19 protein-coding genes are annotated in these 23,817 nt (G+C 64.4%); 10 read left to right on the top strand and 9 right to left on the bottom strand.

Annotation, left to right across the window (positions count from 1 at the left end; all coding sequences use genetic code 11):
* Positions 1-165: 165 nt before the first annotated feature.
* Positions 166-1,050, top strand: coding sequence for a tyrosine-type recombinase/integrase (locus tag BMW89_RS29815; protein ID WP_092032337.1), 885 nt, complete (start codon positions 166-168; stop codon positions 1,048-1,050).
* Positions 1,051-1,062: 12 nt separating this feature from the next.
* Here the strand turns inward: BMW89_RS29815 and BMW89_RS29810 are convergent, their stop codons facing one another.
* The 4 genes from BMW89_RS29810 to BMW89_RS29795 all read right to left on the bottom strand — a co-directional run bounded on the left by BMW89_RS29810 (position 1,063) and on the right by BMW89_RS29795 (position 8,110).
* Positions 1,063-2,190 carry an AAA family ATPase gene (locus BMW89_RS29810; protein ID WP_092032333.1) on the bottom strand — a complete coding sequence of 376 codons (1,128 nt, stop codon included), beginning with the start codon at positions 2,188-2,190 and terminating at the stop codon, positions 1,063-1,065.
* A 163-nt stretch (positions 2,191-2,353) separates the two neighbouring features.
* The gene (locus BMW89_RS29805; RefSeq protein WP_092032329.1) at positions 2,354-5,509 is read right to left on the bottom strand and encodes a multidrug efflux RND transporter permease subunit; all 3,156 of its coding nucleotides are present in this window, start codon (positions 5,507-5,509) and stop codon (positions 2,354-2,356) included.
* 157 nt (positions 5,510-5,666) lie between these two features.
* Positions 5,667-6,860 carry an efflux RND transporter periplasmic adaptor subunit gene (locus tag BMW89_RS29800; RefSeq protein ID WP_092032326.1) on the bottom strand — a complete coding sequence of 398 codons (1,194 nt, stop codon included), beginning with the start codon at positions 6,858-6,860 and terminating at the stop codon, positions 5,667-5,669.
* Between the two features lie 230 nt (positions 6,861-7,090).
* Positions 7,091-8,110, bottom strand: coding sequence for an SAM-dependent methyltransferase (locus BMW89_RS29795; protein WP_092032321.1), 1,020 nt, complete (start codon positions 8,108-8,110; stop codon positions 7,091-7,093).
* Positions 8,111-8,325: 215 nt separating this feature from the next.
* Here BMW89_RS29795 and BMW89_RS29790 point away from each other — a divergent pair, with 215 nt between their 5' ends.
* From BMW89_RS29790 to BMW89_RS29775, 4 genes are all read left to right on the top strand, one after another.
* On the top strand, positions 8,326-9,348 hold the full coding sequence (locus tag BMW89_RS29790; RefSeq protein ID WP_177196410.1) for a flagellar motor protein MotA: 1,023 nt from the start codon (positions 8,326-8,328) through the stop codon (positions 9,346-9,348).
* A 4-nt stretch (positions 9,349-9,352) separates the two neighbouring features.
* The gene (locus BMW89_RS29785; RefSeq protein ID WP_092032313.1) at positions 9,353-10,381 is read left to right on the top strand and encodes a peptidoglycan -binding protein; all 1,029 of its coding nucleotides are present in this window, start codon (positions 9,353-9,355) and stop codon (positions 10,379-10,381) included.
* The gene (locus BMW89_RS29780; protein ID WP_092032309.1) at positions 10,381-10,830 is read left to right on the top strand and encodes a GNAT family N-acetyltransferase; all 450 of its coding nucleotides are present in this window, start codon (positions 10,381-10,383) and stop codon (positions 10,828-10,830) included. The genes BMW89_RS29785 and BMW89_RS29780 overlap by 1 nt, the downstream gene beginning before the upstream one ends.
* Positions 10,831-10,900: 70 nt before the next feature.
* Positions 10,901-11,146, top strand: a complete 246-nt coding sequence (locus tag BMW89_RS29775; RefSeq protein WP_092032305.1) for a hypothetical protein — start codon at positions 10,901-10,903, stop codon at positions 11,144-11,146.
* 135 nt (positions 11,147-11,281) lie between these two features.
* Here BMW89_RS29775 and BMW89_RS29770 read toward each other — a convergent pair whose 3' ends face one another.
* On the bottom strand, positions 11,282-13,108 hold the full coding sequence (locus BMW89_RS29770; RefSeq protein ID WP_092032302.1) for an ABC transporter ATP-binding protein/permease: 1,827 nt from the start codon (positions 13,106-13,108) through the stop codon (positions 11,282-11,284).
* A gap of 201 nt (positions 13,109-13,309) precedes the next feature.
* Between BMW89_RS29770 and rpmE the strand changes: the two genes are divergently transcribed.
* On the top strand, positions 13,310-13,537 hold the full coding sequence (gene rpmE, locus BMW89_RS29765; RefSeq protein WP_014439698.1) for a 50S ribosomal protein L31: 228 nt from the start codon (positions 13,310-13,312) through the stop codon (positions 13,535-13,537).
* A 250-nt stretch (positions 13,538-13,787) separates the two neighbouring features.
* On the opposite strand, the gene rcdA is transcribed toward rpmE, so the two are convergent.
* Positions 13,788-14,297 (bottom strand): protease adaptor protein RcdA, encoded by a 510-nt coding sequence (gene rcdA, locus BMW89_RS29760; RefSeq protein WP_092032299.1) that lies wholly within the window; start codon positions 14,295-14,297, stop codon positions 13,788-13,790.
* A gap of 533 nt (positions 14,298-14,830) precedes the next feature.
* Positions 14,831-15,022, bottom strand: coding sequence for a DUF1192 domain-containing protein (locus BMW89_RS29750; RefSeq protein WP_092032296.1), 192 nt, complete (start codon positions 15,020-15,022; stop codon positions 14,831-14,833).
* A gap of 114 nt (positions 15,023-15,136) precedes the next feature.
* Between BMW89_RS29750 and BMW89_RS29745 the strand changes: the two genes are divergently transcribed.
* A complete protein-coding gene (locus BMW89_RS29745; RefSeq protein ID WP_092032293.1) occupies positions 15,137-16,135 on the top strand; it encodes an NAD(P)H-quinone oxidoreductase in 999 nt (332 codons plus the stop codon).
* 140 nt (positions 16,136-16,275) lie between these two features.
* On the top strand, positions 16,276-19,152 hold the full coding sequence (locus tag BMW89_RS29740) for an EAL domain-containing protein (protein ID WP_177196409.1): 2,877 nt from the start codon (positions 16,276-16,278) through the stop codon (positions 19,150-19,152).
* A 12-nt stretch (positions 19,153-19,164) separates the two neighbouring features.
* On the opposite strand, the gene BMW89_RS29735 is transcribed toward BMW89_RS29740, so the two are convergent.
* Positions 19,165-19,434, bottom strand: coding sequence for a DUF7662 domain-containing protein (locus BMW89_RS29735; RefSeq protein ID WP_092032290.1), 270 nt, complete (start codon positions 19,432-19,434; stop codon positions 19,165-19,167).
* Positions 19,435-19,588: 154 nt separating this feature from the next.
* Here BMW89_RS29735 and BMW89_RS29730 point away from each other — a divergent pair, with 154 nt between their 5' ends.
* Positions 19,589-21,085, top strand: coding sequence for a sensor domain-containing diguanylate cyclase (locus BMW89_RS29730; RefSeq protein ID WP_092032287.1), 1,497 nt, complete (start codon positions 19,589-19,591; stop codon positions 21,083-21,085).
* Between the two features lie 110 nt (positions 21,086-21,195).
* Here the strand turns inward: BMW89_RS29730 and galU are convergent, their stop codons facing one another.
* Positions 21,196-22,071, bottom strand: a complete 876-nt coding sequence (gene galU, locus BMW89_RS29725) for a UTP--glucose-1-phosphate uridylyltransferase GalU (RefSeq protein WP_092032284.1) — start codon at positions 22,069-22,071, stop codon at positions 21,196-21,198.
* A 200-nt stretch (positions 22,072-22,271) separates the two neighbouring features.
* Here galU and BMW89_RS29720 point away from each other — a divergent pair, with 200 nt between their 5' ends.
* Positions 22,272-23,666: a lytic murein transglycosylase gene (locus tag BMW89_RS29720; RefSeq protein WP_502686407.1), complete on the top strand. Its 1,395-nt coding sequence runs from the start codon at positions 22,272-22,274 to the stop codon at positions 23,664-23,666.
* Positions 23,667-23,817: the final 151 nt, after the last annotated feature.

Raw genomic sequence — 23,817 nt, 5'->3', positions numbered from 1 at the left:
ATCCCAGATAGGTTGACCGTCGCCGTAGAGGCGCCTCGCGGCATCTCGAACAATAAGCTCGTCATCAAGCCGCGACATAATTCCGAGTTATGTGACGTTATTCTCTCTTTCGAAATTACCTTCCTCCACTATCGCCGCTCCCTTCTCCTTCGGAGAGTAGCGAAAATGCACCTTCCAATTGCTGTCGACGCCTTCATTCAATTTTGTGTTGTCGAGCGGCGGCTGTCGCCGCACACGTGCGCGGCGTACCGGTTCGACCTTGCTGATTTCGGGAAGTGGGCGAAAGTCGACCTTGCTGACATCACGACGGCGAGCCTGAAGGAGTACATGGAGGACATGGCGTCGCGAAAACTGTCGACGTCGACGGTGCGGCGGCGGCTTGCCTGCCTCAAGGCGTTCTTCCGTTACACCTGCGAAGCGAGCGGGCTGGCCAATCCGTTCGACGGCTGGCGGATCAGGATCGCGCGGCGCAAGCAGCTGCCGCGGTCGTTGTCGCGCGGCGAAACGTCAGCGCTGCTGTCGACGTCGGGGCTTGCCGTGCCGAGGCTCAGCCGGAGCCACCAGGCGATCGAGATCGCGATCCGGCTGATGGTCTCGACGGGCCTGCGTGTTGGCGAATTGTGCGCGCTACGGAGTGACGATGTGCTGTCGCAGGGCACGGCGTTGCGGGTCCGCGGCAAGGGCTCGCGCGACCGTATTGCCTATGTGTCAGATCCGAAGCTGGCGCAGGACCTGGTGGCGTTGAGCACACGGTCGGCCTCCAGCGCGGCGCTGTTCCTCAATCGCGCAGGGCGTCAGCTGCGACCACATTCGGTCCGCAGCCGACTGCGGACGCTGGCCGAGCAGGCCGGCTTCCGGCGCAAGCTGACGCCGCACATGCTCCGGCATACCGCCGCGACGCTGCTGATCGAGACCGGGGTCGATATTCGCTTTGTGCAGCGGCTGCTCGGCCATTCCTCGATCTCGACGACGGAGATCTACACGCATGTGTCGGATGAGGCGCTGCGCACGACGCTTGCACGGGCCAATGTGCTGAGTTCGTTAGGATAGCTCAACATCGCGCTAAGCGTCGTCATCGTCCGGCTCCTCCTCGCGATATTCGCCGCCGATGGTCAGACCCTCGATCGCCGTGGCGCCTTTCTGTTTGATCACACGGCGAAGCGGGACAGCGCTCTCGCTTCGCAATGCCTCCATCAGCTGTTCCGAATGGGTGACGATCCAGATGTCGGCGCGGCTTGATGCCTTGGCGATCAGCCGGGCCAACGGCGCCAGCAGCGACGGATGCAGGCTGGTCTCGGGTTCGTTCAGCGCGATGAACGGCGGCAGCCGATAGCCCATGAACACCGCGAGCAGGCAGATATATTTCAGTGTCCCGTCGGACAGTTCATGCGCCCCGAACGGCCGCGGCATGTCCTCCAGCTGCAGAGCGAATTCGCACACGCCGTTGTTTTCCCATGCACTGAGCTCGGCGCCCGGGAATGCATCCTGGATCGCGTCCTGGATGTCGGTAGCGTCCTGCCGAATGGTATAAAGCGTCGCCAGGGCGGCAGCCAGATCGCTTCCATCAGCGCTGAGCGAGGGCGTCGTGATCGCGAGGCAGGGCTTTCGGATCAGCGATGCCGGATCGGTACGGAAATCGTGATAGAACCGCCAGCCCAGCATCGCGTTTCTGATCAGATCGATCTCGGGGCATTCCTTGCCGTTGTAAAAGCTCGCCAGCGCCGGCTCGGACGGCAGCACCGCATCCTTGTGGTTGACCCATGCGCCGCTGTCGTTGCGGACGCTGACGAGCGAATTCTTCCGCTCCATCAGTTTAACCGTTCGTTTGCCCTGCGTCGTCTCGATGCTTTCTTCCTTGATCATCGGCTCGCCGGCAAACGACGCCGAAAGCGGGCTGGGAAATCCGATCTCAATGGAATATTTCAGGCGATCGAATCTAGCCGACAATTGCAGTCGCCCGTCCTCGCCGCGCTTGCGGATGCCCGACCAGCAGACCGAATTCAATCCGCCTTCGTCGGCGATCGTCCGCGTGATCCGCCCGGTCGCCGCGTCGCGCAGCAGCGACAAGGACTTGTAGAGATTGGATTTGCCGACACCATTTTCGCCCACAAAGACGGACAAGGGGTGGATGGGTATGGAGAGCCGCCGAATCGAGCGATAGTTCGAGATCGCAATTTCGGTCGGGCGCATCAGGTGCTCTCAATCGGCAGGCTGGTTATGCATTCGCGCAGCTGAGCGAACACGCGCGTTTCAATCCAGAGATGTAGTTTGGATCGACGAACCCGGGAAGGCAAGCTCCGCTCGTCATTCCAGGGCGCGCCCCTTGGCGCGAGCCCCGGAATGACAGTGTGCCCTACGGCTTCACCTGCGCCGGCGGCCCATACGCCTCGCCGTCCTTCGCAGCCTTCGGCTCCTGATCCCCCGCGAGCACGCGCTGCACGGAGACGAAGAACACCGGCACCATCAGCAGCGCCAAAATCACCACCGCGATCATGCCGCCCATCACGATCGAGCCGAGCGCTTGCTGGCTGGCGCCGCCGGCACCATGCGCAATCGCCATCGGCAGCACGCCGCAGATGAAGGCGAGGCCGGTCATCAGGATCGGGCGGAAGCGCAGACGGCAGGCCTCGATGGTGGCGTCCACCAGCGGCTTGCCTTCCTTGCGCAGATCCTTGGCGAACTCGATGATCAGGATCGCGTCCTTTGCCGCTAGACCGATGATGGTGATCAGGCCGACGGTGAAATAGACGTCGTTCGGCAGGCCGCGCAGCATGGCCGCGACCACGGCGCCGACGATGCCGAGCGGCACGGTCAAGAGCACCGCGAGCGGAATGGTCCAGCTCTCGTAGAGCGCGGCCAGACACAGGAACACCACGAACACGGAGAGACCGAGCAGGAACGGCGCCTGCGAGCCCGACAGTTTTTCCTGGAGCGATTGTCCGGTCCAGTCGTAGCCGAAGCCGCGCGGCAGTTTTCCTGCAAGCCGCTCCATCTCGGCGATGGCGTCGCCCGAGGTGAAGCCGGGTTTGGCCTCGCCGGAGATGCGCATCGCCGGATAATAGTTGAAGCCCGCGATCTGCGTCGGGCCGCGCGCCCATTCGACTGTCGCAAAGGACGAGAACGGCACCAGCTGGCCGCGGCTGTTCTTGACGTTGTAGTTCAGGATGTCCTCGGTCCGCATGCGGTCGCGCGCATCGGCCTGCACCACGACGCGCTGCATGCGGCCGCGGTTCGGAAAGTCGTTGATGTAGTTCGAGCCTAGATTGGTCGAGATCGTGTTGTTGATGTCCTCGAAGGTGACGCCGAAGGCGCCGGCCTTTTCGCGGTCGATCATGAGATTGACCACGCCGGCCTCAGGTAGACCTTCGACATAGACTTTCTGCAGCACCGCGCTCGCATTGGCTTCCGCGATCAACTGATCGGCGGCGCGCATCAGGGCCGGATAGCCCTTCTGGCCGCGGTCCTGGAGGCGGAACGAGAAGCCTGACGAATTGCCGAGATTGTCGATCGGCGGCGGCTGCAGCGCGGAGATTTTTGCATCGCGGATCGACGACGACAGATCGCGGTTGATGTCGGCGACGATTGCCGCAGCCGACTCCTTCGGCCCGCGCTCAGACCAGTCCTTCAGCGTGATGAAGGCCTGCGCGGTGTTCATGCCCTGGCCGGAAAAGCTAAAACCGGTGAGGAAGGTGACGTTGTCGACGCCCGGCCGCTGCGCCAGATATTTTTCCACCTTCTCGATCACGGCCTCGGTGCGGCCGTAGGACGAATCCGACGGGGTCTGCACGTCGGTGGTGACAAAGCCCTGGTCGTCGACCGGCAGGAAGCCGCCGGGCAGGCTGACGAAAGCCCAGGACAGACCAACCAGCAGCGCGGCATAGACCAGCATCAGGCGGCCGGTGCGCTTCAGCGAAAAGCCGACGGTGCGCGCATAGTGAAATCGGCAGGCCTCGAGCAGGTGATTGAACCGGCTGAACACGACATTGCTCGAATGGCCGTGCCCCTTGGCAACGGGCTTCAACAACGTCGCGCACAGCGCCGGCGTCAGCGACAGCGCCAGGAAGGCGGAGAAGCCGATCGCGGCGACCATGGTCACCGAGAACTGGCGATAGATGATGCCGACCGAGCCCGGAAAAAATGCCATCGGCACGAACACCGCCATCAGCACCAGCGTGATGCCGATGATGGCGCTGGTGATCTGGCCCATCGCCTTGCGCGTCGCATCCTTCGGCGACAGGCCTTCCTCGGCCATGATGCGCTCGACGTTCTCGACCACGACGATGGCGTCGTCGACGAGGATGCCGACCGCGAGCACCATGCCGAACATCGAGAGCATGTTGATGGAATAGCCGGCAAGCAGCAGCACGCTACAGGTGCCCAGCAGCGCCACCGGCACCACGATGGTCGGAATGATGGTGTAGCGGATGTTCTGGAGAAACAGGAACATCACCACGAACACCAGCACCACGGCTTCGAGCAGCGTCGTCAGCACCTTCTTGATCGAGGCCTCGACCACCGGCGTGATGTTGTAGGGGATCTCGTAGGCGATGTTGGCCGGGAAGAAGCGCGACAGCTCCTTCATCTTCTCCTCGACCGCGCCCGCGGTCGCCAGCGCATTGCCGGTCGGCGACATCAGCACGGACAGACCTGCGGTCGGCTTGCCGTCAAGCCGGGTGTTGAACTGGTAGCTGAGACCGCCGACCTCGATGCGCGCGACGTCGCGCAGGCGCACGGTCGAACCATCAGGGTTGGCGCGCAGGATGATGGCGCCGAATTCGTCCGGCGAGGAGAGCTGGCCCTTGACCAGCACCAGCGCGGAGGTGCGCTGGGTCGCGGTCGACGGCTCGGCGCCGATGCTGCCCGAGGCGACCTGCGCGTTCTGCGCCGCGATCGCCTTGTTGACGTCGTCGGCCGTCAAGCCATAGCCGACGAGCTTGGACGGATCGACCCAGACACGCAACGAGCGCTCGGTCGAATACAGCGTGGCACGGCCGACGCCGGGGATGCGGCGGATTTCGCCGAGCACGTTGCGGATCATGAAATCGCCCAGCCCAACCTCGTCGAGGCTGCCGTCGGTCGAGTTCAGCGTGATGATCTGGAGCACCGCGCTCGATGCTTCCTCGATCAAAATGCCCTGCTGGATCACCGCGCGCGGCAAGCGCGCCTCGACGCGCTTGATGCGGTTCTGCACCTCGACCGAGGCCGCGTTCGTGTCGGTCCCCGGCTGGAAATTGGCGATGATCTCGACCTGGCCGAGCGAGTCGCTGGTGGATTCGAAATTGAGGATGCCGGAGGCGCCGTTGAGCTCCTCCTCGATCAGGCGGGTCACGCTGTTGTAGAGATTTTCCGGCGAGGCGCCGGGATAGCTGGTCGAGATCGAGATCGAGGGCGGCGCGATGATCGGATATTGCGCGATCGGCAGCAACGGGACCGCGATCGCGCCGATCAAGCAGATGAACAGCGCGACGACCCAGGCGAAGATCGGCCTGTCGATGAAGAAGCTTGGCATTTGCCGCTTGCCCTCGTTGTTTCGTTAGTCCTCATGGTGAGGAGCGCGGAACGCGCGTCTCGAACCATGAAGGCCCGGCTCTCGCCCGCGGCCATCCTTCGAGACGCCCGCTACGCGGGCTCCTCAGGATGAGGATGACACTTGCAGCGCTCGCGCGTTACCGCGCGACCTTGAGGGCGTGGCGGTTGTCCGCGCTCGCCTCGGCCTCGGACCAGGATTGCGGCGCGACCTTGTCGCCGGCCGCGAACTTCTGGAACCCTTCGACCACGACCTTGTCGCCGGCCTTCAGGCCTTCGGTGACGAACCAGACGCCGTCCTGCACCGAGCCGGTGCGCACCGGCTGCACGGCGATGCGGTTGTCGTCCTTGACGACGAACACCTCGCTGCCGCCGCCGCCATTGCGCTGGATCGCCTGCTGCGGCACCGCGATGGCGTCGGTATCGAGGCCCTGGTCGAGGCGGACGCGGACATACATGCCCGGCAGCAGCTCGCGCTTGGGATTGCGGAACTCGCCGCGCAGCGTCACCTGGCCGGTATGGGCGTCGACCTTGGCCTCGGAGAACAGCAGCTTGCCGTCGAGCGAATAAACCGTGTTGTCGTCGAGCACGAGGCGCACCTTGACGGCGTCGGCCTCGATGCGATCGAGATCGCCGCTCTCGAAGGCGCGGCGGAGCTGGTTGAGCTCGGTCACCGACTGGGTGAAGTCGGCATAGATCGGATCGAGCTGCTGGACGGTGGCGAGATTGGTTTCGTTCTGCACGACCAGTGCGCCCTCACTGACGGCAGCGGCACCGACCACGCCGTCGATCGGTGCGCGCACGGTGGCATAATCGAGATTGAGCTTTGCGCGCGCAAGGTCCGCCTTGCGGCCCTCGACTTCGGCCTTGGCCTGAAGCTCGCCGGCGATCGCCTTTTCATTCTCGGCTTCGGGCGCGGCGCGTTGATTGGTCAGCGTGGCGATGCGATGCGCCTGCTGCCTGGCCTGCATCAGAGCGGCGTCGGCCTTGGCGACCCCGGCCTCGTTGGCCATCACCTCGACCTCGAACGGACGCGGATCGATCCGGTAGAGCGGATCGCCGGCCTTCACCTCGCTGCCCTGGCGGAACAGGCGCTCGACGACGATGCCGGAGATTCGCGGCCGCACGTCGGACATGCGCGTCGGCGCGATGCGGCCCGGCAGCTCGCGCACGACCGCGCGGGCTTGCTGCCTCACGGTAACGACGCTGACGTCAGGATCGGCGGGCTGGGCAGCGGAAATGGCGGAGTTCGATTGGTCGCAAGCGCCGAGCAGCGGCGCCAAGGCCGCGAGCATCATTGCAACGCATGCCGATCGCGCGCGAAGTCCTGACATGAAGTTAAGTGCCCCGATGTTGTTGAAACTGGTCTCGTTCAGCGCGAGCCCGTTCTGGGCGATTCCGCGCGACTGATGCCGTCAAAATAGAATGGACTTGCTGCGACGCAACGCAGTTGGCGGGCGGCTCAATGCCACACGGTCTATCGTGCTGAGTTCAGGGCACTTTTACGGGCTCACTGTATTGTGAGTCAGGTTCCATCGCCGCGTGCTGCGACAGAAGATCGCAATTACCCGGCGGCCTTCATCCGGTAGCGGCTGACGCCCCATTCGGTTCCATCGGCGTAGCCGAACAGGCCCGATGTCGCGAGCAAGAACCAGCGCCAGCGCCACATCCACAGCACGGTCTCCTCGCCATAGACGTTGCGCAAGGCCGCCTCGATCGTGTCCCGATGCGCATCAAAATTGGCGAGCCAGTCATTGGCGGTGCGCTGATAATGCGCGCCGCTCCAGCACCATTCCTTCTCGATCGCGAGGATGTCGCCGAACTGCCTGATCAGGTGATGGCTCGGCATCAGCCCTTCCGTGAAGATGTGCTGCGCGATCCAGTCCTCACGATTGGCCCGGTCGAGCAGATGGGAGCCGGAACGATGGGTGACGATGTGCATGAAGAAGCGCCCCTCCGGCGCGAGCCATGACCGCACCCGCGTCAGCAGCTTGCGCCAGTTCATCATCTGCTCGAACATCTCGATCGAGATGATGCGGTCGAACTGCCCCTCGGGCGCGAACACGTTCATGTCGGCGGTGACGACGCGCAGATTGAGCAACCCGCGCTGTTGCGCCATATCCTCGACATAGGCGCGCTGGTCTTGCGAGTTCGACACCGCCGTGATCTTCGCATGCGGAAACTGGCGGGCCATCCACAGCGACAGCGAGCCCCAGCCGCAACCGAGCTCGAGGATGGTCTGGCCGTCGGCGATGCCGGCATGCTCGACGGACTGGCGCAGCGCCTCCTCCTCCGCCTCCTGGAGGGTGCTCGCATCGGTCTTGTAGAAGCAGGAGGAGTATTTGAGGTTGGGGCCGAGCACCTGCGCAAAGAACAAGGCGGGCGCCTCGTGATGCCCGGCATCGGCGTCGCCAGCGATCGGCCGTATCATCATCCTTCCTGCGAAGGCGGCATCGTCGGCTGCTCCCAGCGCGGACAGGCGCGTCGCCGATCGGGAGCACAGGCGCTGGATCGCGGCACGGATCACCACGTCCGGCAAGGGCACGCGTTCGACCGTCCCGATGATCGCGGACACGACGCTCATATGACCCCCTTGGTCAAAACGCGGGTCCCCCTGCCAGGATTCCGGCCCGAACCTGCGGAATGCCGATGTTCTGGAAGATACGCAGGTATCAAAGCCCGGTTTCAGCATTGGGTTCCGCATCGCCCCCCGAAATCGGCGCATCCGGCGCTTTTTTTGGCCCGGCGCTGTGCCATAGTGCGCACCGCAAGCAAGTTTCGTAACGGATGATACCGGCCATGCCGTCAGGCGCCTCGCCCCGCTCCCCCATCGACATCGACTACACAAAGCTATCCTCACCCAGCGTTTTCCTGGTGCGGATGCTGGTCTTTCTGGTGCTGTGCGCGCTGGTGGGCGTGGTGCTCTACAAGCAGATCATCCAGGCCTTTTTCGCGAATCCCGGCCTCAACGCCCTGATCGGGGCGGTGCTGTTCATCGGCATCGTGCTGGCCTTCCGCCAGGTCATCCGGCTCTATCCTGAAGTGTCCTGGGTCAACAATTTCCGCATCGCCGATCCCGGCCTGGCGCCGGCGCGGCACCCCAAGCTGCTGGCGCCGATGGCGATGATCCTCGGCGGCGAGCGCACCGGGCGGATGACGATCACCCAGACCACCATGCGGCATCTGCTCGATTCGATCGCGACCCGGCTGGACGAGTCCCGGGACATCTCGCGCTACATGACCGGCTTGCTGGTGTTCCTCGGCCTGCTCGGCACCTTCTGGGGCCTGATCGAGACGGTCGGCTCGGTCGGCAAGGTGATCGACGGGCTCAAGGTCGGCGGCGATTCCGGCGCCCTGTTCGATACGCTGAAGGAGGGCCTCGCCGCCCCGCTCGGCGGCATGGGCATCTCGTTCTCGAGCTCCCTGTTCGGCCTCGCGGGATCGCTGATCCTCGGCTTCCTCGACCTGCAATCGAGCCAGGCGCAGAACCGCTTCTACACTGATCTGGAAGACTGGCTCGCCACCACCGTGCGCGAATATGGCCACGGCGAAGTGGCTGTCGCCTCCGGTGGCGGCGGCGGGGTCGCCAGCGGCGAGCTTCAGGCCGCCGTCGAGCGGCTGCGCATCGTGCTGGAGGAAGGCACTGCAAGCCGCAGCACCACCGCATCGATGGCAAGCCTTGCCGAAGCTATCCAGGCGCTGGTCTCGCACATGCGGACCGAGCAGCAGATGATCCGCGAATGGGCCGACAGCCAGGGCGAGCAGAACCGCGAGATAAGGCGCCTGCTGGAACGCATCGCGCGTCAGCCCGAGAAGGGTTAGCGACATGGCCTTAGCGCGCGGCCGCCGCGGCGATACCTCCTTCAACTACTGGCCCGGCTTCGTCGATGCGCTGTCGACGCTGGTGCTGTCGATCGTGTTCCTGCTGTCGGTGTTTTTGGTCGTGCAGTTCTTCCTGTCGCAGGAAGTCACCGGCAAGGACAAGGCGCTGGAGCAGCTCAACGCCAAGATCGCCCAGCTCAACGAGCTGCTGTCGCTGGAGAAGCTCGGCAAGCTCACGCTCGACGACCAGGTCTCGTCACTGAAAGCCGGCCTCGCCTCGGCCGAGACCGAGCGCGACCGCATCAAGGGCCTCTATGACGGGCTCGCCGCCGCCGGTAACGACGCGCAAGGCAAGAGCTCCGAGCTCGGCAAGGCGCTGGATTCGGAGAAGGCGGTCTCGGCGCGGGCGCTGGCGCAGATCGAGGTGCTGAACCAGCAGATCAGTGCACTGCGCCGGCAACTCGCGGCACTGGAAGAGGCGCTCGACGCTAGCGAGAAGCACGACAAGGAATCACAAAATCGCATTGCCGATCTTGGCTCACGTCTGAACGTGGCGCTGGCCCAGCGCGTGCAGGAATTGTCGCGTTACCGTTCTGAATTCTTCGGCCGGCTGCGCAAAATTCTCGGCGACCGGCCCGACATCCGCATCGTCGGCGACCGCTTCGTGTTCCAGTCCGAAGTGTTCTTCGACACCGGACAGGCGACCTTGCTGCCCGAAGGCCGCGCCGAGCTCGACACCTTGGCGACCGCGCTGATCGAGCTCGACAAGAAGATCCCGAACGAGATCCCCTGGGTGCTGCGCGTCGACGGCCATACCGACGTGCGGCCCGTGAGCGGTGCGAACTTCAAGTCGAACTGGGACCTGTCCGCGGCCCGCTCCATCTCGGTGGTGCAGTACCTGGTCTCGCTCGGCGTCCCCGCTCAGCGCCTCGTCGCCGCCGGCTTTGGCGAATTCCAGCCGCTCGACACCGCCAACACGGAAGAGGCGTACAAGCGCAACCGCCGCATCGAGCTGAAGCTGACGGAGCGGTAGTGAGCGCCGCCCTCCACCTCCGCCCCTATCGCGCAGAGGACGAAGCCGCCTCGATCGATCTCTGGCATCGCACCTGGCAGCAGGCCTATCCGCAGATCGATTTTGCAGCCCGGCTGGACTGGTGGCGCGAGCGCTGGCGGAAGGATCTGGTGCCAAAGGCCTCGATCGTGGTCTCTGAACAGGACGGCGCACTGACCGGCTTCGTCACCATCGACGGCGACGGCTATCTCGACCAGCTCGTGGTCGATCCCGATCACTGGGGCTCGAACGCTGCAAGGCTGCTGGTGGATGAGGCCAAGCGGCTGTCGCCGACTGGTATCACGCTGCTCGTCAACAAGGACAACAGCCGCGCCATCCGCTTCTACGAGCGCAACGGCTTTGCGCAGGCGGGGGATGATGTGAACCCGACCTCGGGACGGCCGGTGCTCAAGATGGTCTGGCGGGCGTGAGGTCTGTCACGTAGCAATCTTGCGGCGCTTGCTATTCGTTGTCGCTACGGCAAGCGGATGGAGATAATCGATGCGGCTGAGCGAGCTGACCAAGGGGTCTACGGTGTTGCTGGGCGTGATCGTCGCCGGATATGTCTCGACGAGCTATGTCGACCAGCGTTTTGCCGCGCCGGTCAAGACGGCGAGTGCGCCTGCACCGACGAACAGTCCAGCTCCAACGAACAACTCTGCTCCGACGGCTTGCGTCGATTCGGACGGGAGCTGGAAAAACTGGCCGTGGCCGAATGTGCCGACGCTGTCGCCGAAGTGCCGGTAAGGTGCGAATCTCCCTCCACACGTCATTGCGAGCGCAGCGAAGCAATCCAGAGTCTTTCCGCTGAGGCAGTCTGGATTGCTTCGCTGCGCTCGCAATGACGAGAGTGCGGCGACGCCTCACGCCTCTCAAGGAGCCTCACACCCCCTCGAACTGTAACCTCGCCAGCCTGGCATAAAGCCCGTTCGCAACCACCAGCTCCGCATGCGTCCCCTGCTCGACGATCTTGCCCTGGTCCATCACCAGGATGCGGTCGCAGGAGAGTACGGTTGCCAGGCGATGCGCGATCACCAGGGTGGTGCGGTGACGCATCAGCTCTTCGAGTGCGGTCTGGACCAGCGTCTCGCTTTCGGCATCGAGCGCGGAGGTGGCTTCATCGAGCAGCAGCAGCGGCGCATCCCGCAGGATCGCACGCGCGATCGCGATACGCTGGCGCTGGCCGCCTGATAGCGTCACGCCGCGCTCGCCGAGCGGGGCGTCAAAGCCTTCGGGCAGGCGGCGGATGAACTCGGCGGCGTGCGCGAGTTCTGCCGCGCGCTCGACTTCGGCATCGGTCGCATCGGGCCGACCGAAGCGGATGTTCTCGCGGGCGCTCGCGGCAAATACGTTCGATTCCTGCGGCACCAGCGCGATCCGGGACCGGAAATCGCGCGGGTCGGCAGACCTGACCGGCACGCCATCGAGCGAGATTGCGCCGCCCCTGGGATCGTAGAAGCGCAGCAGCAGATGAAAGATCGTGCTCTTGCCGGCGCCGGACGGACCGACAATCGCGACCTTCTCACCTGGACGCACGGTGAACGACACGGCGTCGAGCACCTTGACGTCGGGCCGCGCGGGATAGGCGAAGCTGACGTGATCGAAGCCGACCTCGCCGCGGGCCGGTACCGGCAGCGCGCGCGGAGACGCAGGCGCCTTGATCTCGGGCTGCACATGCAAAATCTCGAACAGGCGCTCGGCAGCACCTGACGCCGCGGAAATCTCGCCCCAGACCTCGCTGAGCTGGCCGAGGCCCGCCGCGGCGAACGCCGCATAGAGCACGAACTGGCCAAGACGGCCCGGCGAAATCGTGCCGATCAGCACGTCATGCGAGCCGATCCAGAGGATCGCGACCACGCTTGCGAACACGATGAAGATGATGATGGCGGTCAGCACCGAACGCGCCTGGGTCGAGGTGCGCGCGGCCTCGTAAGCCTGCTCGACCTCGCCGCCAAAACGCTTCTCGGCGAGCCCTTCGCTGGTGTAGGCCTGCACGGTGCGGATCGCGCCGATCAGCTCGCCCGCATAGGCGGAGGCGTCGGCAAGCGTATCCTGCGCATTGCGCGAGAGACGCCGCACCCAGCGCCCGAAGGCGACCAGCGGCAGCACGATCAGGGGAATGGCGAGCAGCACGAAACCGGAGAGGCGCGGGCTGGTGATCACCATCATCGCGGCCGCGCCGAAGAACATCATCAGATTGCGCAGCGCGATCGATACGGAGGCGCCGACCGCGGATTTGATTTGCGTGGTGTCGGCGGTGAGCCGCGACACCAATTCGCCGCTGCGCGCGGAATCGAAGAAGGCCGGCGACAGCGAGAGCAGATGCGCGAAGACATCGCGGCGCAGATCGGCAACGATGCGCTCGCCGATCGTCATCACGAGGTAGTAGCGCGAGGCACTCGCGAGCGCGAGCACGGCGACGACCGCGATCATCACCGAGAAGTAGCTGTTGATCAGCGCGATGCCTTCCGGCGTCAGGCCGAAATCGATCATCCGGCGCACCGCGACCGGCACCAGCAGCGTGGTCAGCGCCGCGACCGTCAGCGAGACGAAGGCCAGCGCCGCCCGGCCGCGATAGCGGGCCACATAAGGCGCCAGCGCCATGAGCGGCCGCAGCTTGGCGCGGCTCTTGGCGGGCTGCTCGATCAACTCGGCTTCGATCGACGGGGCTTCTGCTGGCCCGGTTTCAAGCCGTTCTACTGCGCTCATGGGATCCGACCGTAAGAGAGGAGTCCGCTCCAAATAGGCCGGGGGAGCGGGAGTGGCAAATCCGGGATGTCCCTTAGGGGACGGCCCGGTTGTCCTGTCCCGACAATGGCTTGTTTTAGGGGGGATCGTGGGTTATAGAGCGCCCAAATCCGTCATCGATTATCACTCGAGCGAGCGGCGCCGGTCGCCCTAGGAATTGCCATGAAAGCCGAAATTCACCCGGATTATCATACGATTAAGGTCGTGATGACCGACGGAACCGAGTACCTGACCCGCTCCACCTGGGGCAAGGAAGGCGACACGCTGAACCTCGACATCGACCCGAAATCGCACCCGGCCTGGACCGGCGGCAACGCCCAGATGCTCGATCGCGGCGGCCGCGTCTCGCGCTTCCAGAAGAAGTTTTCGGGCTTCCTCAAAAAGGATTGATCCGGCCGTCAAGGCTGGAGACGAAAAACGCCCCCGGGAAACCGGGGGCGTTTTTGTTTTGGGTGCGTGTCCCGGACGCGCTGCAACGCTTTTGCGTTGCTGCGCTGAGCCGGGACCCAGAAAACCGCACACCCGTTGCTGCTTGGGCCCCGGCTCTGCAGCGCACCGTCGAAGAGACGCTGCGCTGCGTCCGGGGCACGAGACCTGAGCTACGAGCGGAACAGCATCAACATCGTAGACACCGGAGCGCTTACCGCTCGAACGCGGCCTTCAGCGCGTTGAGGTGCGGCACCAGCGGATTGCCGATCGCGGGCATATCTGCCGGCGGGGTGTGGATGGTGGTGTCGAGGCGGCGGACGCGGGTCTGCAGGCTCATCGAGCGATGGATCAAATCCTGCAGCTGCGAGGGCAGCTTGTCGATGGTGTCGGACCCGCCGGGATCGGCCGCCGAGAGCTTGACCTTGGTCTTTTCGCGATTGGCCTGGCCCAGCGTCATCTCGCCTTCCTTCACCGCGCGGTGCAGCAGCAGCCAAGAGGCGAGCTGCATCAGGCGGGTGGTGAGGCGCATGCTTTCGGTCGCATAGGTGAGGCTGACGGCGCGATCGAGCGCCTTGGCCTCGGTGCGGCCGGCACCGTCGAGATAGGCGGCGGTCTCTTCGACCAGGTCCATGCCCTCACGGAACAGGACGCCGAACGCCGCAGAATTGGTGAACCGCTCGCTGAGTTGAACGAGAGCGCCTTCGGCTTGCAAACGTTCCATGGTTAACGCCCCTTACGCAACTGTTTACCTGTCCGGCTTTGCGCCGGCTTTATGATGAACAAATCATTGCGCGGGCGAACCGCGGAGTCCAGCGGCAAGCGCGGATATGGTTTCCACGGGTCTTTCCTCGGAATTCAACCTTCGTGAGAAGCAAAAAAAGAGCCGCCGGAAAACCGGCGGCTTTGAAAGTTGATAACAGGGAGGCGTCAAACAGAGTGGACAGGAGCCACTCGGTGTCCAAACAAGGACAGTTCCAAGTCATAAAGTGAAAAGCTTAATCGGGAGTAAACGAACGATTTTTTTGAGGGTTCATTAGCCATGTCGGTCAGCGGCCGAGCCGTCCTCGTGCCCCGGACGCAGTGCGGCACCAAAAGCGCGTTTACGCGCGTCTTCGACACGCCATGGTGCTGCACTGCTGAGCCGGGGCCCAGCTCTTTTGGCGGAGTTGCTTGGGGAGCCATGGGTCCCGGTTCTGCGCAGCAGCGCTGACGCGCCGTAGCGCGCCCGGGACACGAGAGCGGAGTGCTGGGGCGCTACGACTTGAAGACGCTGTTGGCCGCATCGCGGGAGGCGCGCTTTTTTGTGGCGGCTTCCTCGAGCCTGACGATCTCGGTCTTCAGCAATGCGACGCGCTCGGTCAGTTCCTCGACCGACAAGAGTGAGAGATCCTGTCCGATTTCATGGCTGATCTTCTTGCGCGGGCGATCGTCGTCTTCCGTCGGCATGTCTTTCCTCCTGCGTGCGCGTGGACCAAACAGGCTTGGGCGGTTGCCAGCGCGGACCGCGCTGGCTAAGCAATGGCCCACGTTTCCTCCCGCACCTTTGCTCAAGGACACATCATGGACAAGCTGCCCGCGCAAATGACCGTGGTCGCCATTTCCAAGCCCGGCGGACCGGAGGTGCTGGTGCCGGAACAACGGGCGCTGCCGCAGCCCGGTCCCGACGAGATCCTGGTCAAGGTGCAGGCCGCGGGCGTCAACCGCCCCGACGTGGCGCAGCGCTCCGGCGCCTATCCGCCGCCGCCCGGCGCCAGCGACCTGCCGGGCCTCGAGATCGCCGGCGAGGTAGTGGCGGTCGGCAGCAATGCCAAGCGGCACAAGATTGGCGACAAGGTGATGTCGCTGGTCGCCGGTGGCGGCTATGCGCAGTACTGCATCGCGCAGGACGGCCAGGCCATGAGCGTGCCGCCGTCGCTGTCGATCACGGAAGCCGGCGCGCTGCCGGAAACCCTGATGACGGTCTGGCACAATGTGTTCGAGCGCGGCGGCCTGAAGGCCGGCGAGACGCTGCTGATCCATGGCGGCTCCTCCGGCATCGGCACCATGGCGATCCAGCTTGCCAAGGCGTTCGGTGCAAAAGTGTTCGTCACCGTGGGCTCGCAGGACAAGATCGACGCCTGCCTCAAGCTCGGGGCAGACCGCGCCATCAACTACAAGACCGAAGACTTCGTCGAGGTGGTCAAGGCGGAGACGAACAAAGCGGGCGTCAATTTGATCCTCGACATGGTCGCCGGCGACTATGTCGACCGCAATTATGACGCCGCCGCCGTCGACGGCCGCATCGTCCAGATCGCAACCCTCAACGGCCCCAAGATCAGCGTCAACATCGCCAAGGTGATGGTGAAGCGGTTGACCCATACCGGCTCGACGCTGCGCCCCCGTAGTAATGCGGACAAGGCGGCGATGGTGGCTGCGATCGAGGCGAAAGTGATGCCGCTTTTGCGCGAAGGGCGCGTCAAACCGCTGATGGACAGCGCTTTCCCGCTGGAAAAGGCAGCCGACGCCCACCGGCGCATGGAGACCTCGGCACATATTGGCAAAATTGTGTTGGAGGTCTAGGCCTCTGGCCCACCGGGGACGCCGGAAACCCTTTGATTTTCCTCGCTTTCGTGGCATCTATCGCGACGCGCCGAACCACCTCTGTCCGGCCTGAAATCGTCTTCACCTGAAGAGTTTGCGTCGAAAGCGGAGAACTGACCTTGCGTCTGATCAGGCGCCTCGCGCCCATCGCGCTGGGCCTCATGATTCTTGTCGCCGCGTGTCCCGCGCGCGCGCTCGACGCCGTCAGCGTCCGCGGTGACGCGCCCGCGATCGACCTCACCGGCGTGCTCGAGCATCAGCGCAGCGACGCCGACCGCATCCAGGTCTCCACCGCGCCCGGCACCGACGGCATCGTCCGCCGTATCGAGGTGCGCGCCCGCGAAGGCGGCCAGAACTGGGTGGTGTTCGCGCTCGCCAACAACACCGACGACCAGCTCGACCGCCTGATCGTCGCCCCGCATTACCGCATCGTCTCCTCGGGGCTGCTGTGGCCCGACCTCGGGCTGTCGCGCATCGCGACCATCACACCCTCGACCGGCGACCGGCCGGAGCGCCAGGAAAGCCCGACCGCCGACGTCTTCCGCATCACGCTCGACCCCGGCGCCGTCATCACCTTCGTCGCGGAACTGCGCACCGACAAGCTGCCGCAGCTCTATTTGTGGGAACCGGAAGCCTACAAGGACAAGGTCAACTCGTTCACGCTCTACCAGGGCATCGTGATCGGCATCTCCGGTCTCTTGGCGCTCGTTCTAACCATTCTCTTCGTCGTGAAGGGCAGCATCATGTTCCCGGCCGCCGCGGCGCTGGCCTGGGCGGTGCTGGTCTATATCGGCGTCGATTTCGGCTTCTGGGGCAAGGTCCTGGACATGTCGAACAACGCCGAGCGCATCTGGCGCGCGGCGGGTGAAGCGATTTTGGCGGCGACGCTGCTGGTGTTCCTGTTCGCCTATCTCAACCTCAGTCGATGGCATGTGCGCTATTCGCACATCACGGTGGGCTGGCTCGCCTTCCTGGGCTCGCTGGTGGCGCTCGCTTTGTTCGACCCGGCCGTCGCCTCCGGCATTGCGCGCATCTCGCTGGTGCTGATCGCCTTCGCCGGTTTTGCGCTGATCGTCTATCTCTCTACCCACGGCTTCGACCGCGCGGTGCTGCTGATCCCAACCTGGTTCCTGCTGGTGATCTGGGTGATCGCCGCCGGCATGACGGTCGCGGGCTCGGTCACCAACGACATCGTCGGCCCTGCCCTGCTCGGCGGCCTGGTGCTGATCGTGATGCTGATCGGCTTCACGGTGATGCAGCACGCTTTCGCCGGCGGCGGCGCCACCACGGGCGTCGTGTCCGACATCGAGCGCCGCGCGCTGGCGCTGGCCGGTTCCGGCGATTTGATCTGGGACTGGGACGTCTCCGCCGACAAGGTTTTCACCAGCCCCGAGACCGAAGCCCTGCTCGGCCTCAAGCGCGGCACGCTGGAGGGACCGGCGGCCTCCTGGCTCGAAGTGCTGCACCCGCTCGACCAGGATCGTTTCCGCGCCGCGCTCGACAGCGTGCTCGACCAGCGTCGCGGCCGCCTGGTGCAGGATTTCCGCCTGCGCACGCCGGACGGCCACTTCATGTGGTTCGCGCTGAAGGCGCGCCCGGTGGTCGGCTCGGACGGCGAAGTCTCGCGCGTGGTCGGCACGCTCACCGACGTCACCGAGATGCGCAATGCCGAGGAGCGCCTGCTGCACGATTCCGTGCATGACAACCTCACCGGCCTGCCCAACCGCAAACTGTTCATGGACCGGCTGGGCGCAGTCGCGCATTTCGCCAAGACCATGCCGACGCTGCGGCCGACGCTGATGGTGATCGACCTCGACCGCTTCAAGCAGGTCAATGATTCCGTCGGCATCGCGGTCGGCGATTCCATCCTGCTGACGCTGGCCCGCCGCCTCACCCGCATCCTGAAGCCCCAGGACACGCTGGCACGGCTCGCCGGCGACCAGTTCGGCCTGATCCTGCTCTCGGAGCAGGACCCGGCCCGCATCACCGCCTTCGCCGAGACCATCCGCAAGACCATCCGCGCGCCGATCGCCTTCAACGAGCGCGAGATCTTCCTCACCGCCTCGATTGGGCTGGCGCTCTCCGATCCGCAAGTGCAGCTCACCGACGAGATCATCAAGGACGCCGAGCTTGCGATGTATCATTCCAAGCGCATCGGCGGCGACCGCATTGACGTCTACAAGTCCGCCATGCGCGCGCGAAAGACGGACCGCCTGACGCTGGAGAGCGAGCTGCGCCGCGCCATCGAGCGCCAGGAGCTGACGATCCTGTACCAGCCGATCGTGCGGCTGGAGGACCGTTCGGTCGCCGGTTTCGAGGCGCTGGTGCGCTGGGATCATCCAAAACTCGGGCGGATGGCGCCGTCGGAATTCATCGCCATCGCGGAAGAGACCGGCCTGATCATCGACCTCGGCATGTTCGTGCTCGACCAGACCGCCAAGCAGCTCTCGATCTGGCAGCGCGCGATGCGCTCGCGCGAGCCGATCTTCGCCTCCGTCAACGTCTCCTCGCGGCAATTGCTGCGCCACGACCTCATCCACGACATCCGCACCGTGCTGTCGCGCTCATCGGTCGCGCGCGGCACGCTCAAGCTCGAATTGACGGAATCGATGGTGATGGAGAATCCGGAGCACGCGGCGCAGATGCTGACGCGCATTCGCGAGCTCGGCACCGGGCTCTCGCTCGACGATTTCGGCACCGGCCATTCGTCGCTGGCCTATCTCCAGCGCTTCCCGTTCGACACCATCAAGATCGACCAGTCCTTCGTTCGCACCACCAACCGCGGCACGCGGCCGGTGATCCTGAAGTCGATCATCGCGCTCGCGCACGATCTCGGCATGGACGTGGTGGCCGAAGGCGCCGAAACCGATTCAGACGCGGTCGAGCTCTACCAGATGGGCTGCGAATACGCGCAAGGCTTTGCCTTCGGCGAGCCGATGGACGCGGATGCCGCGATGCGCCTGCTGACGGAAGTGCGGCTGGAAGCTGCGAGCTGATTTTTCTTCGCCTTACCCCGGCCTACGCCCGTCCTTCTTCAGCTTCGTGAACCGCACGCTCTGTCCGTCCGGCATACGCATCGCCTTGAAGCCCGCGGCGAGGCAGGCTTCGCGTTGCGGCATCTGGATGTCCGGACTGCGCTGGGTGTCCCACCATGAGGCGCGGTTCGCCGCGCGCGGCAGGGCCGCGCCGATGATCTCCTCGATCTGTTCATAGGTCAGCACGAATTCGGCCTGCTTGTGCTGCATCAGATAGTCGCGCAACGCGTCGTAGTCGTTCACGATTGTCCTCTCGTTCGAAGCCTGGATTGGCCGCTCGCGGCCTGCCGAAAATCGTTAGCCCAATAAACCGTTTCTTAACTCATTGCGGCAGCGCCGTCCTGCCTTAAACACTACTCAAGATTTCGGGCGCATCCATCGGGATCGGGAGCAAACGATGCTGTCTGGATGGCGCGACGTCACGGCCCGCCGGCCGTGGCGCATTTCGGCGAAGCTGCTGATCATCTCCTCCGTGGTGACGGTGATCGGCTTTTCCGCCATTTGCGTCAACGTCATGCTGGACATGCGCCGGGGCGAGGAGGCGCTGGCCCGCCAGATGCTGGAAAACCTGGCCACGACCATCGAATCCGACATCAGCCGCAACATCGAGATCTACGATTTGTCCCTGAAGGCGGTCGCCAGCAACATGCTGCTGCCCGAGATCGCGACGGTCTCGAAGCCGATCCGCCATCTCATCCTGTTCGATCATGCGACCACGGCGAGGCATTTCGGTGCCATCCAGGTGTTCGATGCGGACGGCAAGCTGACCATCGACGCCTCCACGCTCGATCCCCTTGCGGAGAACCGGAGCGACGAGGATTATTTCAAGGTCCATCGCGACAATCCCGGCGCCGACCTCTTCATCAGCCGCCCGATGCTGTTCCGCGGCGCCTATTCGATCGTGCTGAGCCGGCGCATCAGCGACACCGACGGCGGCTTCCTCGGCGTCGTCGCCGGCTCGATCCGCTTCAGCTATTTCCACGAATTGTTCGAGCGGCTGAGCCTCGATCCCGAGGACACCATCACCGTGCTCAAGCGCGACCGCACCATCATGATGCGGCGGCCGTTCGATCTCGACGTCATCGGCAAGAATCTCGCCGGGCGCCAGGCCTGGAAGGCCAACAATCTGCGTGTCGGCGCGTCCTATTCGGGCCAGGGCCCGGTCGATTCAACGCCGCGGCTCTATGCGCGCAGCGGCGACAACGGGCCGCTGTTCGTCGTGGCCGGCAAGCCGCTCAGCAGCGTGTTCGCGCTGTGGCAGCGCGAGGCGGTTCGCATCGGCGCCGTGGTGCTGCTGCTCGCGCTGTTCCTGCTGGGATCGGCGATCGTGCTCGCACGCGAGATCGGCCGGCGCGCCGAGGCCGAGAGCAAGCTCGAGGAGATGGCGACGACGGACGCGCTCACCGGCCTGAAGAACCGGCGCAAGTTCGACCATGTCATCGACGTCGAATGGCGGCGCGCGATGCGGGCAAAGACGCCGGTCGCACTGCTGATGATCGATGCCGATCACTTCAAGGCCTATAACGACACCTTCGGCCACCAGGCCGGCGACCAGGTACTGGTCGGCATCGCCATCTGCATTTCCGATTCGGTGAGCCGCGCCGGCGATTGCGCCGCGCGCTATGGCGGCGAGGAATTCGCGGTGCTGCTGCCGAACGTTTCAGTCACCGATGCCTACAAGGTTGCCGAGACGATCCGCGGCAAGGTGCAGGGCTGGTCCGACGACCACACGAGCTCGACCGTCTCATGCGGCATTGCGAGCCTCGTTCCCGCTGTTGGCATGGACTGGGCGATCCTGGTCGCCGCGGCCGACAAGGCGCTCTACGCGGCAAAAGCCGGCGGGCGCAATCAGTCGGTGGTGGCGAGCCTTCCGAAGCTGTCGCTGGTGGCGTGAGGCCGCTACTCACCGCCGTCATTGCGAGGAGCTCTTGCAACGAAGCAATCCAGAGTCTTTCCGCGGATGCAGACTGGATTGCTTCGCTTCACTCGCAATGACGAGGAGCGCTACTCTCCCAGATACTTCTTCATCTCCGCAATCAGCCCATCGCGCAGCTCCGGCCGTTGCAGGCCGTAGGCAATGTTGGCGCGGAGGAAGCCGGGCTTGGAGCCGCAATCATGGCGCTCGCCTTCGAACTCGACGCCGTAGAATTTTTGCGACTTGGCGAGGCCGATCATGGCGTCGGTGAGCTGGATCTCGCCGCCGGCGCCGCGCTCCTGGGTCTCCAGGATCTTGAAGATCTCGGGCTGGAGGATGTAGCGGCCGGTGATCGAGAGGTTGGAGGGCGCGGTGCCCTTGGCCGGCTTCTCGACCATGCCGTCGACCTCGAACATCTTGCCGGTGCGTTTTCCGACGCCGCAGATGCCGTATTGATGGGTGAGATGGTCAGGCACGGCCTCGACCGCGATGACGTTGGATTTCTCGCCGAGCTTGGACGCCGTCTCGATCATCTGCTTCAGGCAGCCGGGCGAATTGAGCACGAGCTCGTCGGGCAGCACCACCGCGAACGGCTCGTTGCCGACGATGTCGCGCGCGCACCAGACCGCGTGGCCAAGACCGAGCGGCGCCTGCTGGCGGGTGAAGCTGACGGCGCCGGCTTCGGGCTGGTTCTGCGCCAGGACGTCCTGCTCGGCCTTCTTGCCGCGCGCGGCGAGCGTCGCATCGAGCTCGAACATCTTGTCGAAATGATCTTCGATGACATTTTTGTTGCGGCCGGTGACGAAGATGAAGTGCTCAATGCCGGCTTCGCGCGCCTCGTCATAGACGTACTGGATCAGCGGCTTGTCGACGATGGTCAGCATTTCCTTCGGCATCGCCTTGGTGGCGGGCAGGACGCGGGTGCCGAGGCCGGCGACGGGGAATACGGCTTTGCGAATTTTCATGGGATCGATCGAATACCTGAGGAAGGGAGTAATGGCATCTTGCTAGCTTGTTTGCAGCCGCTAACAAAGGCGGATGTGGGGCCTCGCCAGCACACAGTTAAGAAAAAATCAGCCACTAAAATTTCACCTTTGTTAAGCTGTTGGCAACCGGTGCCGGGCCTCCTGAGGACGGATTTTTTCAGCCGGACAGGTAGGGTATGATGCAATCGGTGGCAGCGCTGGCGAAACGTGCTGGATTTGTGACCAACGTAGCAATGGTTGCGGCCGCCTTGCTGCTGCCTGCCGCCGCGCACGCCCAGGCGCAGAACGGTCTGTCGAACCTGTTCGGCGGTATCTTCTCCGGCCAGAATCAAGCGCCTGCGCAACCGGCGCCCGGCCCCGGCGGCGCCCTGACTGGACCTCAACCTTGGACCGGCGAGGACGGCGCGTCCGGCCATCCGCTGATGACGGCGGCGGCGATCCGCGAGGCCGCGGGCAACTTCAACAATTGCGTCGCAGGCATGTGGCCGGATGCCGCACGGCGCAACATCACGCAGGAGAATTTTCAGCGCTTCACCGCGGGGCTCTCGCCCGATTTGCGCATCATGGACCTGATGGACTCGCAGCCGGAGTTCACGAAATCGATCTGGGACTATCTCGACATCCTCGTGAACGACAACCGCCTCGCCAAGGGCAAAGAAGTCCTCGCCAAATACAAGGCGCAGTTCGATGCGACCGAAAAGGCCTATGGCGTCGACCGCTACATCATCGCCGCGATCTGGGGCATCGAGTCCAATTACTCGACGCAGATGGGTGACCGCAGCGTACTGCAATCGACCGCGACGCTCGCCTGCGTCGGCCGCCGCCAGGCCTATTTCAAGGACGAGTTCCTCTCGGCGCTGGAGATCGTCAATCGCGGCGATCTCAGGCCGGAGCAGATGCGCGGCTCCTGGGCCGGCGCCTTCGGCCCGACCCAGTTCATGCCGACCGCGTTCAAGCGCTTTGCCGTCGACGGCGACGGTGACGGGCGGCGTGACGTCGTCGACAACGCAAGCGACCTGATTGCGTCCACCGCCAACAATCTGAAGAAGGACGGCTGGCAGAGCGGCCAGACCTGGGGCTTTGAGGTCGTGATGCCGCAGGGCTTCAACTACATGCTGGCCGACCGCGCCAAGGCGATGACGATCGCGCAATGGGAGAAGCTTGGGCTCAAGCGCCCGACCAACCAGCCCTTCCCGCATCCGGCGGAAAAAGCCTATCTGCTGGCGCCGGCGGGCGCGCAGGGGCCGGGCTTCCTGATGCTGCAGAATTTTCGCGTCATCATGAAGTACAACCCGGCCGAGGCCTATGCGCTGGCGATCGGCCATTTCGCCGACCGTCTGCGTGGCGGCCAGCCCTTCGTGCAGCCCTGGCCACGGCAGGAACGGGAGCTGTCCCGCACCGAGCGGCTGGAGCTCCAGCAGCTCTTGGTCCAGCGCGGCTTCTACAAGGGGACCCCGGACGGCCAGTTCGGCGGCCAGACCCGGGAGGCGCTCCGCAATTTCCAGGCCTCGATCGGGGTTCCCACGGACGGATTTGCCTCCTCCGACGTGCTGGATCGGCTGCGCGGGCGGTAAAATCGCGCCGAAAGTAACCCTGAACAGGGATTTTGGCCGGCCACCTTGACGGGGGCGGCTGTTCCCCGGTGTATGGGACAAGAATCTGCCAAAGAATCTGCAACGGAATTTGCCCGTTTGGCGCCTGATTCCGTTATTATATCGAACCAAT

The sequence above is a fragment of the Bradyrhizobium sp. OK095 genome (assembly GCF_900109945.1).
In the GTDB taxonomy this organism is placed as follows: domain Bacteria; phylum Pseudomonadota; class Alphaproteobacteria; order Rhizobiales; family Xanthobacteraceae; genus Bradyrhizobium.
This window is presented reverse-complemented; position numbering and strand designations above follow the sequence as displayed.